The organism is Stenotrophomonas sp. (genome assembly GCF_032066555.1).
GTDB lineage: Bacteria > Pseudomonadota > Gammaproteobacteria > Xanthomonadales > Xanthomonadaceae > Stenotrophomonas.
Map to the genome: position 1 here is coordinate 1 of NZ_DAMBKV010000027.1, position 15681 is coordinate 15681.

The 15681-nt window shown below is 63.9% G+C and carries 12 protein-coding genes; 4 read left to right on the forward strand and 8 right to left on the reverse strand.

From position 1 onward, the window contains the following. Positions 1-233: 233 nt before the first annotated feature. The 6 genes from RT131_RS18720 to RT131_RS18745 form a co-directional block, all read right to left on the reverse strand. A complete protein-coding gene (locus RT131_RS18720) occupies positions 234-1310 on the reverse strand; it encodes an alpha/beta fold hydrolase (RefSeq protein ID WP_313174403.1) in 1077 nt (358 codons plus the stop codon). Between the two features lie 572 nt (positions 1311-1882). Continuing rightward, complete coding sequence (locus RT131_RS18725) at positions 1883-4735, reverse strand: TonB-dependent receptor (protein ID WP_313174405.1); 2853 nt, start codon at positions 4733-4735, stop codon at positions 1883-1885. Positions 4736-4973: 238 nt separating this feature from the next. Further along, the gene (locus RT131_RS18730) at positions 4974-6281 is read right to left on the reverse strand and encodes an ABC transporter permease (protein WP_313174407.1); all 1308 of its coding nucleotides are present in this window, start codon (positions 6279-6281) and stop codon (positions 4974-4976) included. 10 nt (positions 6282-6291) lie between these two features. After that, positions 6292-7452, reverse strand: coding sequence for an ABC transporter permease (locus tag RT131_RS18735; protein ID WP_293716599.1), 1161 nt, complete (start codon positions 7450-7452; stop codon positions 6292-6294). 11 nt (positions 7453-7463) lie between these two features. After that, positions 7464-8150: an ABC transporter ATP-binding protein gene (locus tag RT131_RS18740; RefSeq protein ID WP_313174410.1), complete on the reverse strand. Its 687-nt coding sequence runs from the start codon at positions 8148-8150 to the stop codon at positions 7464-7466. A gap of 451 nt (positions 8151-8601) precedes the next feature. Further along, positions 8602-9852 (reverse strand): efflux RND transporter periplasmic adaptor subunit, encoded by a 1251-nt coding sequence (locus tag RT131_RS18745; RefSeq protein ID WP_313174412.1) that lies wholly within the window; start codon positions 9850-9852, stop codon positions 8602-8604. Between the two features lie 211 nt (positions 9853-10063). Between RT131_RS18745 and RT131_RS18750 the strand changes: the two genes are divergently transcribed. Genes RT131_RS18750 through RT131_RS18765 form a run of 4 tightly spaced genes read left to right on the forward strand, consistent with a single transcriptional unit; the run spans position 10064 to position 13603 of the window. Then, positions 10064-10984 carry an ABC transporter ATP-binding protein gene (locus RT131_RS18750; protein ID WP_313174413.1) on the forward strand — a complete coding sequence of 307 codons (921 nt, stop codon included), beginning with the start codon at positions 10064-10066 and terminating at the stop codon, positions 10982-10984. After that, complete coding sequence (locus RT131_RS18755) at positions 10984-11763, forward strand: ABC transporter permease (RefSeq protein ID WP_313174415.1); 780 nt, start codon at positions 10984-10986, stop codon at positions 11761-11763. The genes RT131_RS18750 and RT131_RS18755 overlap by 1 nt, the downstream gene beginning before the upstream one ends. 35 nt (positions 11764-11798) lie before the next feature. After that, positions 11799-13004, forward strand: a complete 1206-nt coding sequence (locus tag RT131_RS18760) for a sensor histidine kinase (protein WP_313174417.1) — start codon at positions 11799-11801, stop codon at positions 13002-13004. Continuing rightward, the gene (locus RT131_RS18765) at positions 13001-13603 is read left to right on the forward strand and encodes a response regulator transcription factor (RefSeq protein ID WP_313174418.1); all 603 of its coding nucleotides are present in this window, start codon (positions 13001-13003) and stop codon (positions 13601-13603) included. Before RT131_RS18760 ends, RT131_RS18765 begins: the two co-directional genes overlap by 4 nt. A gap of 167 nt (positions 13604-13770) precedes the next feature. Here RT131_RS18765 and RT131_RS18770 read toward each other — a convergent pair whose 3' ends face one another. Beyond that, positions 13771-14304 carry a cytochrome b gene (locus tag RT131_RS18770; protein WP_313174420.1) on the reverse strand — a complete coding sequence of 178 codons (534 nt, stop codon included), beginning with the start codon at positions 14302-14304 and terminating at the stop codon, positions 13771-13773. Continuing rightward, positions 14301-15410 carry a catalase family peroxidase gene (locus tag RT131_RS18775; protein ID WP_313174422.1) on the reverse strand — a complete coding sequence of 370 codons (1110 nt, stop codon included), beginning with the start codon at positions 15408-15410 and terminating at the stop codon, positions 14301-14303. Before RT131_RS18775 ends, RT131_RS18770 begins: the two co-directional genes overlap by 4 nt. Positions 15411-15681: the final 271 nt, after the last annotated feature.

Genomic DNA, 15681 nt, shown 5'->3' on the forward strand with positions numbered 1-15681 from the left:
CAGAAGCGCCCCCCATCCGCCCTTCGGGCACCTTCCCCCGCAGGCGGGAGAAGGGGAAGAAAGAGCTGGAGCTGAAGGCGACGTAGAAGCCAAAGCCAAAGCCAAAGCCAAAGCCAAAGCATTGGGGCTCCGCCAGGCATCGCCTGGAACGCCCCTGCCGAACATGGTTCGGCACTACGGAGTGGCGAGTCCGACGGCTTTGCTCGTGAGACGCCACCAACGCCTTCGGAAACTCAAAGACTCGCTGTTACCGCCGATGCACAGCGGCCATTGTCATCGGCCTGCTCGAACCAGTTATTCACCGTGCCGGATAGACGATCCAGGCGCATCGGCAAAGTCAGGTGGTCTTCGGCTGCGACCTCCAGATACCGTGCGCGTGGCGCTGCAGCAGCCAATGCGCGGCCTTGTGCTACCGGAATGTGCTCATCGTCGCGGCCGTGTATCAACAGCACGCAGGCTGGTACCTGTGCCAAGGCCTGGCCGACGTCGACCTTATCCAGATTGATGCCAAGCTTGCGATCGGTGGTGGCGATGGCCTCATCCAATCCACGGCCGCCGTATTGCCAACGTGCCAGGGGCAGGGCGACATAGTCGCTCCAACGTTCCGGTGGCTTGGCCAGCATATGCGGCACCATCGTGCGGATTGCTTCGCCGGCGTTGTCGAAGGACTCCATCGCCACGACGCTGCGCAACTGAGTGCCGAGCTCACGGGCGGCGAAGATCGCGGTTGCAGCACCGTATGAAACGCCGAGCAGGTGCACCGGGCCGCTGATCTTGCCTTCGCGCTGCAGGGCGTCCAGTGCCGCGACTACATCCTCGCCTTCGCGGGTTCCGTAGCCGGAAAGTGCATGACCCGAACGACCGTGATTGCGCAGATCCAGCGCGATTGTGCGGTAACCCTGTTGCGCCAATTCCAGTGACCAGGGCAGCAATGAACCGCCGTCCATCATCCAGCCGTGCAACAGGATCACCGTGCCGCGTGGCTGGACGTGGTTCTCGATGCTTGGTGTCGATGCTTCCAGCGAGAACTCCGGGAAGCGTTGGCCCTTGCCGAGATAGCGGTAATCCAGCCGGTAGTCACCTGGCTCGAACGATACCCAATGCAGGGCAACGCCATCGCTGCCAGTAACGTTGCCCTGCTGATGTGGCAGGTTGGCGAGCAGGGCGTCGATGCGTTCGGTGGGGACCAGCGGCGAGGTGCCACCGGGGGCGGCCAAGCGCTCACTGAGTGACAGCGGGGGAACGGGAGATGAGAGGGCAAAGCCAGCCAGCATCACGCAGACGCCAGCCAGCGCCAGCGAACGAAGCATGGCGGGAACCGGTTTGGGGAGCCTGTCACGGTAGCCACAAGGACGCCCTGCATCTACCGCGTGGCGATGACAGCTAGATGACCGTTGTGTGGTGTTTGGGTTGCGGTGAGTTCCGCTCCCGATCAGGTGCCCGATCAAACAGCGAGCGATGTGACAGACCGGCGCCCTTGTTTGTGGGAGCGGCGTAAGCCGCGAAGCAGATCAGGGGGCCGCATCTTCAGGCACTGTGCTGCCAGGGAAAATGCGCTTGCAGCTGTTTGCAGGAGCGGCGTTAGCCGCGAAGCTGGTAATGCATCTGCGATTGACGGCCTTGCTCTTGCAGCCTTTTTTGGGTCGTCGGAGCGGTGAAACTGATTGATTGCGGCAGGCCAGCGACGAAGCGGGTGAAGCCACCCTCACCCCAACCCCCGCTACGCGCCCCGGCCCTTCCGCTGGCGAAAGAGCGCTCGAGTGACCGCGAACCTGTGGTTCGCAAACGGCCCCTCTCCCCCCGCGTGCGGGAGAGGGGCTTCAAGCGCAGCGTTGCGGGTGGTCGACGATGTCATCGACACCCGTCGCTGTTGTTACCTGGATCAGAAGCGCTGCTGGTACTTCATGTACATGAAACGACCGATGTCGAAGCCACCGTAGTAGGTGAAGCTGCTGTTCGGCTGGCTGTACATGATCGGGCCTTCGTGCTTGAACACGTTGTTGACGCCCAGCGACACGGTGCCGTTCCACGGCATGGCATAACGCACCTGCAGGTCGTGGAAGGTGTTGGAGCCCAGCTTGCGGCTCGGCTGCATGTCGGTATACGCCGACTGGAAGTCCGGCATGTTGCACTCCGGGCCACCATCCAGATCGTAGGAACACTTCTCCTTCATGCTGGAGTAGTAACGGGTAGTCCAGCTCGCGCCGAAGTTGCCGTTCTGCCAATCCATCGTCAGGTTGGAGCGCACGCGGAAGTTGCCTTCCCAGCCCGTGAATTCTTCGACCGGGGTGGTCGCGACGTTGTCGCTCTTGCGTGACAGGTAGTCCACGTACGTGGTGTTCCAACGCAGCGACAGCTGGCCGAAGGCCATTTCCGGCAGACGGTAGCGAACACCAAGGTCATAGCCAGCGGTTTCCTGGAAGCCGGCGTTGTTCAACGAACGGTTCATGCCGCTGACCTGGCCCTTGTTGCCGCCGGTGCTGTAGCGGGTGAAGCGGTCGCAGGCGGAGCTGATGCCCTGCACATAGCACTGGTTGAGGATGTCGGTGGCCGATTCACCCACGATCACGTCGTCGATGCGGATCTTCCACCAGTCCAGGCTCAGGTCCAGGCCGCTGACGAAGTCGGGGCTGTAGACCAGACCGACCGTCCAGGTCTTGGCGGTTTCCGGCTTCAGCGTAGCGTTGGAGCCGGAGGTGAAGTCGGTGACGGCCTGTACGCCCGAGGTGGTGGCCAGTTCGCCGTCACCGGTCTTCTGGCGGAAGTCGGCACCCAGGCCAGCAGCGCTGCAGCGTGCAGCTACTTCAGCATTGCGCGCGGCGGCGCCGAACGAGCGATCGCAGGGATCGGTGACGCGGTCACGGGTGGTGACGGTGCCGCCGTACAGGTCGTCCACGGTCGGTGCACGGAAGCCGGTGCCGTAGGTGGCGCGGACCAGCAAGGTGTCGATCGGCTTCCACTTCAGGCCGAACTTGCCGTTGGTGGTGCCACCGAAGTTGTTGTAGTCGGAGTAGCGGCCAGCCACGTCCAGCGACAGTTCACGTGCGAACGGCAGGTCCGCCAGCAGCGGCACCTGCAGCTCCAGGTAAACCTCGTCCAGCTTGTAGTCGCCACGCGTTGGTGCGCCGCTGGTGCCGGCGATTTCGCCGTTCTGCACCATCAGGTCCGGGGTGTAGCTGGCTTCTTCGCTGCGATGTTCAACACCCATCGCCGCCATGATGTCACCGGCCGGCAGGCTTGCCAGCGAGCCGGAGATGTTGGCGCTGACCACCTTGGTGGTGCTGCGGATTTCGTCGGTGAAGCGGGTGAAGATATAGTCGCGCACCGCCTTGTCGTTGAGCGAACCGGGGCTGTTGCTGCCCGCCGGTGCCAGCGGATTCCACGGCACACAGCCTTCGATCACGTTGCCGACGCTGCCGCAGCGGGCAACGCCGCTGGCATCGATGAAGGACGGGCCGACGGCGAGGTTGACGTGCGGCTGGTACATGCTCTGCAGGCTGCGGCGCTCGCCTTCATTGCGGTTGAACATGTAGCTCACGTTCCAGTCCCAGAAGTGGGAGCCGGTCTCGAAGCTGCCTTCCAAGCCAAGACTGGCGCGCTTGGTGGTCAGCGCGTTGTTGGTTGCACGCGGATACTCCTCGGTGCGACGCGAGAACAGCACGTCTTTGCCCCAGTGGTTGAATGCGCTGCTGGCCGAGAGCGGAGCGCGCGCGCCGCTGGTTGCCTGCGTGGCCGACACCGAGTACGGGTAACCGGCCAGTTGCTTGATCGACTCGCGCTCGCTATACAGAACGTCGGCGACAACACGCAGATCGTCGGTGATCTGGAAACCACCATTGGCGAAAGCGGACTTGCGCTCCAGCGAGGAGAGCAGGGTCATGTTGGTCTTGGTGTTGGCGTAGGTCGCCGGGTCCGGTTTCTTGAAGTTGGCGACATCGGATGGATCGCCGCCCGGGCCGACGGTGAGGGGCTTGCCGTCGACGGTGACCGAACCCCACTGGGTGTTGCCGTTCAGGCCATCAGTGGGATGGTAGGGGCCGTTGGCATAGGCGGTGAATTCACGGGCGCCGCCCAGGACCGGGTCTTCCTTGCTCTTCTCGGCGCCGACGCTGAACCAGCCGCGCTCGAAGGTCTTGCCGAAGTTGGCGCTGTAGCTGCGCTTCTGGCCGTCGCCTTCGCTGTACTGGCCGACATAGGCGGTGGCGTTGCCGCCGTCGAAGTTCTTGCGGGTGATGATGTTGACCACGCCGGCGATGGCGTCCGAGCCGTACAGTGCCGAGGCACCGTCGGTCAGTACTTCAACGCGCTCGACGATGGCCGAGGGAATCGAGCCGACGTCGGAATAGCCACCCGCGCTGACGCCCATGCGACGGCCGTCGATCAACACCAGGGTGCGTTCGGGGCCAAGGTTGCGCAGGCTGACGAACATGCCGCCGTAATCACGGCCGGAGGACAAGGCCGAGGCGCGGCTCAGCGACGGTGCGCCGGCAGCGGTGACGTCCTGCAGGATGTCGGCGACGTTGACGTAGCCCTTCTTCTCGATTTCCGCTCGGCTCAGGGCGATGACCGGCTGTGCGGTCTCAACGCTGGCCTGGCGGATGCGCGAACCGGTGATCTCGACGCGGTCCAGGGTGGTGGTGGTCTGGTTTGCGTCCTGTGCGAACGCGGTGAGGCTGCAGCTGCCGAGCAACGCGAGGGTGATCGCGGAGCACAGCGGGGTCGACTTCAAATACATCGCTTTCGGTTTTCCTTTGTACCAACTACAAAAAAGGCGCCCTTGAGGGGCGCCGTGACAGATGCATCACCGTTGGGGGAGGGACGCAGCATCTGCCATCACAGCTCCGCTGGCCGCCGGGACTTGGGCGGGGGCGCATGATGACCGAAACGGATGGATGCGTGAAGGTAGACTTTCTGCCAACCCACCTGCGTGTGGGCAGGTGGGTTGCGTGTTTGGCAGGCTGCGCCTGGTTGAATCAGGTCTCGCGCAATGCGGTGGTGATCGGCAGGCGTGCCGCGCGCAATGCCGGGAACAGCCCGCCCACCAGTCCGATCCCCAATGCCCACTTCAGCCCGCTCCACAACAGTGGCGGCGAGACCTTGAACTGGAACACCACCTGGCTGAAGTTGTTGCCCAAGGTGGAGACGGTGAAGTTGTTGAACGCCAGCCAGGCCACCACACCGCCGAGCACGCCACCGAGCAACGCGAGCAACATGGTTTCCAGCATCACCGCGGTCACCACCGGCACGCCACGGAAACCAATCGCACGCAAGGTCGCGATCTCGCGTGCACGCGTGGCCACGGCCGCATACATGGTGTTGAGCGCACCGAACACCGCGCCCACCGCCATGATCGCGCCGATCACCGTGCCCAGCACCTTGAGCAGCTTGTTCAGGCCGCCGCCCTGCTTGCGGTAGTACTCGGCGGTGCTTTCCACGTCCAGCTTCAGCCGTGGGTCGTTTTCCACTGCGGCCTTGAAGGTCTCGAAGCCCTGCTTGCCGTCGGTGCGCACGCTGATCGATTGCCAGGCGCTACGGTTGTAGGTGGTGGCCAAGGTCTGCGCGTCGGTCCAAAGTTCCGAATCGTGGGCGTCGCCGGATTCGAAGATGCCGACCACGGTCCAATCCTGGTTGCCCAGGCGCAGGGTCTTGCCGACCTCCAGGCCCTGGAACTGCTTCTGCGCGCCGCGTCCGGCCACGATCTCGCGCAGGCCGGCGCCGAACTTGCGGCCTTCGACCAGGCGCACTTTCTCGTGCACCGCCCAGGCCTGCTCGCCGACACCGCGGAACTGTGCGTTCACATCGGTGCCATCGCTGCGCGAGGTGAGGTTGACTACCTGCGAGGCTTCGGCGGAAACCAGCGGCCGTCCATTTTCGCCGCGCGTCACGCCGGGCAGGGTTTCCAGCAGCGGCACCTGGTCGCGGGTGATCACCGAGTTGGTCTCCGCCTGCGAACCGCCGCGCAGCACGATCGCGGTGCTGTCATCGCCGGTGTTCTCCAGCGTGGCCTGGAAGCCCTGGCCCATCGCCAGCATCGCCACCAGCACACCGACCACACCGGCAATACCGATCACGATCACCGAAGATGCGCCCCAGCGTTGCGGCAGGCTGGCCAGCCCGATGCGGGTTGCGGCAAGCGCCAGCCGGCCGGTGCGGGTCAGCAGCAGCCACAGCGCGACCGCCACCGCGACCACGGCGACGCCGATCCACGGCAGCGCAATCCATACGCCCAGGCCGACGATGAGCAGCACGATCACCAGCGCATTCGAAAGAAAATTCTTCATGTCGTTCTCCTCAGCGCCCGGCCAGTGCGTCGACGATCTTCAGGCGCTTGGCCCGCAGTGCCGGCAACACGCCCACCACCAGGCCGATCACCACGATCAGCACCAGCCCCACGATCCAGGTCTGCGCCGGCACATGCGGCGGCAGCAGGCCCATGGTCTGTGGCGCCATTACCGGCAATGCCAGCGCCGCCAACCCCAGCCCGATGGCGCCGCCCAGGCCGACCAGCACGATGGATTCCACCATCACCAGCATCAGCATGGTGCCATCGGTGAAGCCCAGCGTTTTCAGCGTGGCCAGCTCCGGCACGCGCTCGCGCACGGCCTGGGCCATGGTGTTGCCGGTGAGCAGCAGCAGGGTGAAGAACACCGCGCCCATGATCGAGGTGACGATCATGCCGATGTCGGCGAACTGCTTGATGAAGGCTTGTTGGAAGGCCGACTCGGTCTGGCTCTTGGTCTCGTGGTCGGAGTTGGCCGAGATCGCGTCGATGGCCTGGGCCACGCGCGAGGCATGGTCTGGGTTGTCCAGGCGCACGGTGTACCAGCTGACCTGGTTCTTGATGTAGTCGTTGGATTCGTCGAAGTACTTCCAGTTCATCATCAGCTGGCGTTCTTCGTTGGCGGCGGTGGCGGTGTTCTTGGATTTGAATATGCCGACCAGCTGCAGCGGCCAATCGTTGCTGCCACCACGCGGGAAGATGGTGGCCTGCAGCGGGATGGTGTCGCCGATCTTCCAGCCGAACTGCTTGGCCAGCGATTCGCCGACGATGGCGCCAGTGCGCGTGTTGCGGAAGGCATCGACCTGGTCCTTGGGGATCTCGAACTCGGTCATCAGATCGAAGTAGTTGGGCGCCACCGAGAAGTTGGGGAAGAAATTCTTCTGGTCCTGGTAGATGCCGCCGAACCACATGGCATAGGTGACATCCTGGACGCCTTCGATCTGGCGGATCTGCGGTTCCAGGCGGATCGGCAGCGACTGGGTGATGGACAGGCGCGAGGCCACCACCAGCCGGTTGGCGCCGGCCACCGTATTGCCGCCGCTGGCGAAGGCGACACGCACCGAATCGAGCATGCCGAACAGCAGGAAGGCGGTGACGATGGACAGCAGGGTGAACAGCGTGCGCGTGCGGCTGCGGAACAGCTGCGCCCATATCAGTGAGAAGTACTTCATGGCCGTGCTCCTCAGTGCACCGGGGCGTCGACCAGCTCGCCCTTGTCCAGATGCACGGTGTGGGTGGCGTACTCGGCCGCCTTGGGATCGTGGGTGACCATGATGATGGTCTTGCCGTGTTCGCGGTTGAGCAGCTGCAGCAGGCCCAGCACTTCTTCCGCGCTCTGGCGGTCGAGGTCGCCGGTGGGCTCATCGCAGATCAGGAAGGTCGGGTCGGAGACGATGGCGCGGGCAATCGCCACGCGTTGCTGCTGGCCACCGGAGAGCTCGTTGGGGCGGTGGTCGCGGCGATCGGCCAGGCCAACCAGGGTCAGCGCGATCTGCGCGCGGCGCTTGCGCTCGCCGGCATTGAGGTTGGTCAGCAGCAGCGGCAGTTCGACGTTCTTCTGCGCGGTGAGCATGGGCATCAGGTTGTAGAACTGGAACACGAAGCCAACGTGATGGCTGCGCCAGGTAGACAGTTGGCCGGCGCTGAGCTGGTCGATGCGTTGGTCTTCGATGTTGATCTCGCCACCGCTGGGCGTGTCGAGGCCGCCGATCAGGTTGAGCAGGGTGGTCTTGCCGGAGCCGGACGGACCCATCAGGGCGACGAAGTCACCGCGATCGATATCCAGGTTGATGCCGTGCAGTACCTGCACTTTTTCCGGGCCACGCTGATAGGTCTTGGTGATGTTGCGCAGGGAGACGAGGGTGCTCATGGATGATCCTCAGCAGTGACGCGGTGATGTTTGATGTTGGATGTTGGATGTTGAAAGTTTGATTTAGGACGCGAGTTTGCTTCGCTTTGCTTCTGGTCCCCTCCCTTTGCCGAAGGCAAGGGGAGGGCTAGGGAGGGGTGCTTTTGGCTTTGCTTTTCTCTGGCGTTGGCCCTTGCTGTTGTTGCTTTCCCCTCTTCCGCCTGCGGGAGAGGGGTAGGGGTGAGGGCTGCTTCTGCTTTGCTTCAGGTTTCTGCAGTAGCTCTGCTTTATGTGGCTTTCAAAGCCAAAGCCAAAGCCAAAGCCAAAGCCAAAGCCAAAGCCAAAGCCAAAGCACCCCTCCCCAACCCTCCCCTGCGCTCCGCGCAAGGGAGGGGGTAGAAGCAACAGCAAAAGCTCCACTTCAGTGCATCAAGTGATTCGTGCCATCGCAGCAAAGATCACAAGCCCGCGCTTACTTCTCCGCGCCTTCCAGCGTCACTTTGTCGCCATCTTTCAATTCAACAGCCGGGCTGAGTACCACTGTCTGCCCGGCACTCAATCCCGACAGCACCTGCTTGTCCTTGGCCAATACCTGGCCCACCTGCAGCGATTGCTGCTTCACCTTGTCATCGGCCTGCACGACAAAAGCGACCGGCTTGCCGTCACGTTCGACAATCGCAGCAGCGGGTACGCGCACGCCCTTCGGTGCTTCGGTACCAGCGGCTGCGGCCTTCTCCAGGAAGCTCACGCGCACACCCATCTCCGGCACGATGCGCGGGTCCTTGGCTTCCAGTGCCACGCGTACCTTTACCGTGGCCTTGCCACGGTCAGCGGTGGGAATGATGGCGATCACGTGACCGGGAATCTTCCAGTCCGGATAGGCATTGAGAACGATCTCAACCGGCATCTTCGGCTGCACGCGGCCGATGAAGGCTTCGCCCACTTCCACTTCCACTTCCAACGAGTCCATGTCGACGATGGTGCCGATGCCGGTACGGGTGAAACCACCACCGGCCGACAGTGGCGACACGATTTCGCCGGGCTGCGCGGCCTTGGCCGTCACCACGCCGGAGAACGGTGCGCGGACCACGTTGTTGTCCACGCCCAGATCGGCAATGGCCAGCGCGTCCAGTGCCACCTTGGCGTTGTGACGTGCGGTCTGCAATTGCGCACGCAGGCTGTCACGTGCAGCGACGGCCTGGTCGTACTGCGAGCGTGAGACCAGCTGCTGGCCAACCAGCGACTGCAGGCGGCCTGCTTCGGCTTCGGCCTGGCGCAGCTGTGCCTGCAGGCCATCGGTCTGGCTGCGGGCGGCATCGAGCTGGGCGGCATTGAGGCTGCGCTGGGCGTTGGCGTCGATCGGGTCGAGCGTGGCCATCACCTGGCCTTCTTCGACACGCATGCCTTCCTCGATCATCACCTCGCGCACCTTGCCGGTTATTTTCGCCGATACCGTCGCCATGCGCCGGGCCACCACGTAGCCGCTGGCGTCCAGCACCGAGTTGTTACCGGCACCGGCCTGGCTCATTGCCACTACCGGCGCGGTCTGCACGGTCATGGGCTTTTTGCCGCCGAGAAGGGCGCCAACGCCAAGTACCAGCAGCAGGGCCAGCACCAGGCCGATCACAATCCACAACCAGCGCCGCGAGGGCGAAGGGCCGCCGGGTGGCGGGGCGGAGCGGTCGATACGGAGTTCCTTCAGCAGTTCAGCAGATGCATTCATGGGTAGCAGGACGGCGTGGGAGGGGAAATGTGACCGCAACTTACCGCAAACCGCCGCGGCCGGCAGCGGTGGACCGTAGTGGGCGAATCATAATGGCCGCTGTACCCGCTGCGCAGGTGACGGCTGTCATGTGCTTTGCCTGATCGGATTCACTGGGGAGGCAGACATTGGCGACCTAAGGTTGCGGCATTCCCTGAAGAAGGTGGCGGCGATGACGGCACACGGTGAAGTACTGGCAAGCCTGCAGGGCGTGCACAAGCGTTACGGTGCGGTGCGGGCGCTGGATGGCGTTGACCTGGAACTGCGGGCGGGACAGGTCCTGGCGCTGCTTGGCCCCAATGGTGCAGGCAAGACCACCGCCATCAGCCTGCTGCTGGGCCTGCTGCGGGCCGATGCCGGGCAGGTGCAGTTGTTCGGCCATGATCCGCAACAGCTGGCGGCGCGGCGTGGCATCGGGGTGATGCTGCAGAGCGCAGCGTTGCCCGAGACCTTGAACGTGGGCGAGCTGATCCAGTTGTCGGCCAGCTACTTTCCAGCCCCCCGCGGCCTTGCGGATGTTGCCGCGCTGGCCGGCATCGAGGATCTGCTGAAGCGCCGCTACGGCAAGCTGTCCGGTGGCCAGCAGCGGCGCGTACAGTTCGCCCTGGCCGTGTGTGGGCGGCCACGGCTGCTGTTCCTGGACGAACCCACGGTTGGCCTGGACCTGCCGGCCCGCCAGCAGCTGTGGGCGACGGTACGGGCCTTGGTCGCCGAAGGCACCGCGGTGGTCCTGACCACCCATTACCTGGAGGAAGCCGAGCGCCTGGCCGATCGCGTCTGCGTGCTGCTGCGCGGACGTATCGTCAGCGATGGCAGCGTGGATGCGCTGCGTGCACGGGTCATCCATCGCAGCATCCGCTGTGTCAGCACGCTGGATGTGGCTGTGGTCGCAGCCTGGCCGGGGGTGATGCAGATCAGCCAGGATGGCGATTACCTGCAGCTGCGCAGCGACCGCGTCGAAAGCGTGGTGCGCCAATTGCTGCAGGCAGACCCTGCGTTGTCCGGCTTGGAGGTTCAGCCAGCAGGGCTGGGCGAGGCCTTCACTGATCTGACGCTCTCGGATGCTGCACAGACACAACGCGAGGCTGCCTGATGAATACCCCATACCAATCCATGCTGCCTGCGATGTCGTCCCGCCAGATGCTCGGTGCCTATCTGCAGGAGATCCGTGCCGAGTGTCTGCGTTACCTGCGCTACCCCGGTTTCGTGTTGCCGACCTTGCTGTTTCCGGCCGTGTTCTACTTGCTGTTCGCGGTGCTGCTCGGCCACACGCAGCCGATCCAGGCCGCCCGCTTCCTGCTGGGCAGTTATGTCACCTTCGGGGTAATGGCGCCGGGCCTGTTCGGTTTTGGCATCGCGCTGGCGTTGGAGCGTGACAACGGCCTGCTCACCCTCAAGCGCGCCATGCCAATGCCGCCGCTGGCCTATCTGCTCGGCAAGATGATGATGGCAATGCTGACCGCGCTGGCCATCGTGGTGATCCTGCAGTTGTTGGCCATCACTGTGGCCGGGGTGCAGCTCAATGCCTCGCAGATGCTGCGGCTGACCGCGGTTGCAACGTTGGGCACCTTGCCGTTCTGCGCACTGGGCCTGCTGCTGGGCACGTTGGCCAAGGGCAATGGTGCGGCGGCGGTGATCAACCTGGTCTACCTGCCGATGGCGGTGTTGTCGGGGCTGTGGTTTCCGTTGAAGGTGTTGCCGCCGCTGCTGCGTGAGCTGGCGGTGCTCTGGCCCAGTCATCATCTGAACATGTTGGCGCAGGGCGCGTTGGACTTCGAGGTGGGCGCCGCCTGGCCGCACGTGCTGTGGCTGCTCGTATTCACGGTGGCCATCACGGCGGTGGCGGGTTGGCGTCTGCGCCGCCACGGCTGATGGCATCATTGCCGCATTGCACAGGATCAACGCCGATGGGATTGCAGCGCCCTGAGTGGTTCAAGCCGGCACCGGATTCGGTGGTGGCCGACAACATCAAGCTCGGCAAATGGCCGTGGGTGGATGCCGTGCATCTGCTGTGGACGGTCTGGGTATTCATCACGCCGATGTTTGGTGCGGGCTATACGCTGCGCTGGGCGCTGATCACGCTATGGTCGTTCCCGCTGTTCATCGTGTTCTACCTGTTGACGCTGACAAGCGCGCGGCGGCACGCGCCGATCTTCGCGTTGGCGATGATCGTGCTGTCGATGGCGCTGCTGCCGATCTATCCGTCCGGCATGAATTACTTCGTGTTCGGCTGCGTGATGCTGCGGACCAACCGTTGCATCAGCATACGCCAGTACCTTCTGGAACTGGCACTGCTGAACATTGCCTTCGTCGCGCTGGCAACGTGGATAGGTTACCCGTGGCAGGTGGTTGCCTGGATTCCAGCGCTGACGGTGATCATCGGCCTGATCGTCAATGTCGAGCGGACGAGCAGTGAGAAGGATGCCGCTTTGCGACTCTCCCACGAAGAAGTGCGGCGTCTGGCGGCGACCGCGGAGCGCGAGCGCATCGGTCGCGACCTGCATGACCTGCTCGGGCATACGCTGTCGCTGATCACCTTGAAGATGGAGTTGTCACGCAAACTGTTCGAGCGCGACCCGCAACGGTCCCAGCGCGAGCTGGCCGAAGCCGAGCAGATCGCGCGCGATGCGTTGGCCCAGGTACGCAGTGCAGTCACCGGCTTCCGCGCAGCGGATCTGGCGGCTGAGCTGGCGTCTGCACACCTGCTGCTGGAGTCCTCGCGCGTGCACCTGCGCTATTTTCCGCCGCCCGCGATGCCTGCGTGGATCGAGGCGGGTTTGTCGATGGTGCTGCGAGAGGCCGCGACCAATATCGCTCGCCATGCCCAGGCCAATGAGGCGCTGGTCAGCATCGAGGTTTCGCCGGAGGCAGTGCTGATGGAGGTGGTGGACGATGGTCGCGGTGGTGTTTCAGCCAATGGCAATGGGCTGGCGGGAATGCGCGAGCGCGTGTCTGCCTTGGGGGGTGAACTGCAGATTGACTCACCCAAAGGGCAGGGCACGCGGTTGAAGGTTCGCATCCCGGTGCAGGCACAACGGATGGCATACGAACCAGTGGCCAGCACCCGACAGCGCGACTCGACTGATCTGCCGGCGCAGGAGGCAGGCGCATGATCCGCATCCTGTTGGCCGAGGATCAGGCGATGGTGCGAGGAGCGCTGTCGGCGTTGCTCAATCTTGAATCCGACATTGAAATGATCGGTACTGCTGCCGACGGTGAAGTTGCCTGGCGTGAATTGCAACGGCTGAAACCGGACATCCTGGTTACCGATATCGAAATGCCGTTGTTGACCGGGTTGGAACTGGCGCAACGTGTGCAACGACAACAATTGCCGATCAAGGTGGTGATAGTGACCACCTTTGCGCGCAGTGGCTTCCTGCGCCGGGCCCTGGATGCGGGAGTGCAGGGTTATCTGCTGAAAGATGCGCCGGCCGAGAAATTGGCTGATGCGCTGCGCCAGGTGCATCGCGGTGGGCGCGCGATAGATCCGCAATTGGCAGTGGAAGCCTGGTCCGAGGCCGACCCGTTGAATGATCGCGAACGGCAGGTGCTACGACTTGCCGGAGAAGGTCGCTCGGCCAATGAGATCGCCGAGCAGTTGGGGCTGTCGCATGGCACCGTGCGCAACTACCTGTCCGAATGTATAGGAAAGCTTGGCGTTGCAAATCGCATTGAGGCGCACCGGGTGGCGCGCCAGAAAGGCTGGTTGTAGCTCCCTCCCTTGCGCCGAAGGCGTAGGGGAGGGCTGGGGAGGGGTAGCGCTTGAGGCTTCTCAAGCACTGTCAGCTTCGCGGCTAACGCCGCTCCTGCAGGCAAGTCAGCATCGCTGGTGATGCCCCTTGCCGAGCATGGCTCGGCACTACCGCTGCTCCTGCGTTGCTACTTTCCTCGTGCCATCGCCTGGAACACGCCATCGCGGCGCACCCAGGCATGGAACAGCGCGGCACCCACATGCACCAGTACCGTGGCAAACAGCAAGTAGGCGAGCAGGCTGTGGGCGTTGCGCAGCAAGGCATACAACGAAGGCGTATGCGGCACGATGGCCGGCAGCTGCACGCCGCCCCACAGCACGATGGGATAGCCGCCCGCCGACAACATCGCCCAGCCGATCAGCGGCATCGCCAGCATCAATGCATACAACAGCCAATGCGAGGCGGTGGCAGCCCATGCCTGCCATGCCGGCAGGTCAGCGGGCAGCGGCGGTGGCCGGTGGCGCAGGCGGTTGTACAGACGCAGCAGGACCAGTACGAAGATCAGCACGCCGAGTGGTCGGTGCAGGTTGATCAACCCCGGCCGCAGGTGCACCGAGGCGACCATGGTCACGCCGATGAACAGCATCGCCAGGATCAGCAGCGCCATGCTCCAGTGCAGAACGCGTGCCAGCAGGTTGAAGTGGCCGTTGCTGCTGCTCATGGCTGCACCTGTGCGTTGTTGCGTGCGGCTTCGCCGGTGGCGCGCTCGCGCTCGCGACGATTGAAGGATTGCGAATACACCGCTGAGCGAGCCGCGAGGATGGGATCGTCGCTGCCTTCGACGCCCTTGGGCAGGATCAGCGGATCAAAGTTGAGGTCATTGCAGCTGCCTTGCTCCTGCGGCTGCATCTGCTCGATGTTGAGCACGCCGGCGACTACCTGCTCGCGCTCGGCTGGCCACGGCACGGACGGATCACTGATCGCGTCCTGCGAGCTGGCCAGGGTCACCACCAGGTTCCAGCGTACCGGGCCCTGCGCCAACCGCTGCTGCAGATCCTGGCTGAGGAAATCCACGCCGGCCTGTTCCCGGCTTGCAGCATCCAGTTCACGCGGCGTGGCCTGTGGCTGCCAGCGCCAACGCACGGCACGGCGTTGCCCCTGTGCGTTGGTGAACCAGAAGCTGTTGACGCTGTTGAACTCGGTGCTGGCCCAGCTGTCGGTCCACGGCGCGGTCTTGGCCCATTGGGTGAAGGCACGGGCGCTGGGGTACTTTTCCTGGATCGCGGCCAGCTTGGCCGGGTCCGGCTTGCCGGTGGCCGGGTCGGGAATCTGCGCGCGGGTCTGCTCGTAGAAGGCTTCCGGTGTGGCAACGGCGAGGAACGGGAAGCTGTTCATTGCCATGCGCCATTGCTGGCCGTCATCGCTGCTCAGCTGCAAGGCGATGCTGCGCACGCGCGCGTTGTTGTCGGCGCCATGCGGGTTGCCACCGCCTATCGACAGGCGGCCGAGTACCGGTACGCGTTGCTGTTCGAACATGCGGGCATGTGACAGCTGTGGCGCCTGTGCGCTCGGTTCGAACCAGCCGCTTACGCAGACGCCCTTGCTGTGGGCGCGACGAAAGCCGGGGTGGTTGGCGCCGGTGGCTTCGATGGCATCGGTGAAGTTCTGGGCGGTGAGTCGATCACGACCAATCCAACCGGCGAGCCAGGCAAAGCCGAGTGCGACTGCACCGAGGATCAGTGCGATCAAGGCGATCCAGGGCAGTGGAGAGTGCGGCTGGCTGCCGCGCGCTTGCCCGCCATGGCGGGTGAATTTGAATAGGGGCATTGCGATACCAGTCTTGACCGACGGGAGCGTGGTGCCGCTATACGGTGGCAGAACTGGCTGCTGAGGGCCAGCGTTGCGCTTTGCTCTCTTCCTTGCGCGTAGCGCAACGGCTTTCAGCTCCCTCCCTTGCACGCAGTGCAGCGGCTTTCAGCCCCCTCCCTTGCGCGTAGCGCAGGGGAGGGCTGGGGAGGGGGGAGCTTTTGCGCTTTTGATGTTGCTTTGGCTGCTGGCTTTTCTCGCTTGGATCGCGGCGTGCATGCAGATCAAAATC

Bases quoted from the DNA above. Each gene is read 5' to 3' on its own strand.
- RT131_RS18720 (WP_313174403.1), bottom strand. From the start codon at position 1,310: ATGCTTCGTTCGCTGGCGCTGGCTGGCGTCTGCGTGATGCTGGCTGGC.
- RT131_RS18725 (WP_313174405.1), bottom strand. From the start codon at position 4,735: ATGTATTTGAAGTCGACCCCGCTGTGCTCCGCGATCACCCTCGCGTTG.
- RT131_RS18730 (WP_313174407.1), bottom strand. From the start codon at position 6,281: ATGAAGAATTTTCTTTCGAATGCGCTGGTGATCGTGCTGCTCATCGTC.
- RT131_RS18735 (WP_293716599.1), bottom strand. From the start codon at position 7,452: ATGAAGTACTTCTCACTGATATGGGCGCAGCTGTTCCGCAGCCGCACG.
- RT131_RS18740 (WP_313174410.1), bottom strand. From the start codon at position 8,150: ATGAGCACCCTCGTCTCCCTGCGCAACATCACCAAGACCTATCAGCGT.
- RT131_RS18745 (WP_313174412.1), bottom strand. From the start codon at position 9,852: ATGAATGCATCTGCTGAACTGCTGAAGGAACTCCGTATCGACCGCTCC.
- RT131_RS18750 (WP_313174413.1), top strand. From the start codon at position 10,064: ATGACGGCACACGGTGAAGTACTGGCAAGCCTGCAGGGCGTGCACAAG.
- RT131_RS18755 (WP_313174415.1), top strand. From the start codon at position 10,984: ATGAATACCCCATACCAATCCATGCTGCCTGCGATGTCGTCCCGCCAG.
- RT131_RS18760 (WP_313174417.1), top strand. From the start codon at position 11,799: ATGGGATTGCAGCGCCCTGAGTGGTTCAAGCCGGCACCGGATTCGGTG.
- RT131_RS18765 (WP_313174418.1), top strand. From the start codon at position 13,001: ATGATCCGCATCCTGTTGGCCGAGGATCAGGCGATGGTGCGAGGAGCG.
- RT131_RS18770 (WP_313174420.1), bottom strand. From the start codon at position 14,304: ATGAGCAGCAGCAACGGCCACTTCAACCTGCTGGCACGCGTTCTGCAC.
- RT131_RS18775 (WP_313174422.1), bottom strand. From the start codon at position 15,410: ATGCCCCTATTCAAATTCACCCGCCATGGCGGGCAAGCGCGCGGCAGC.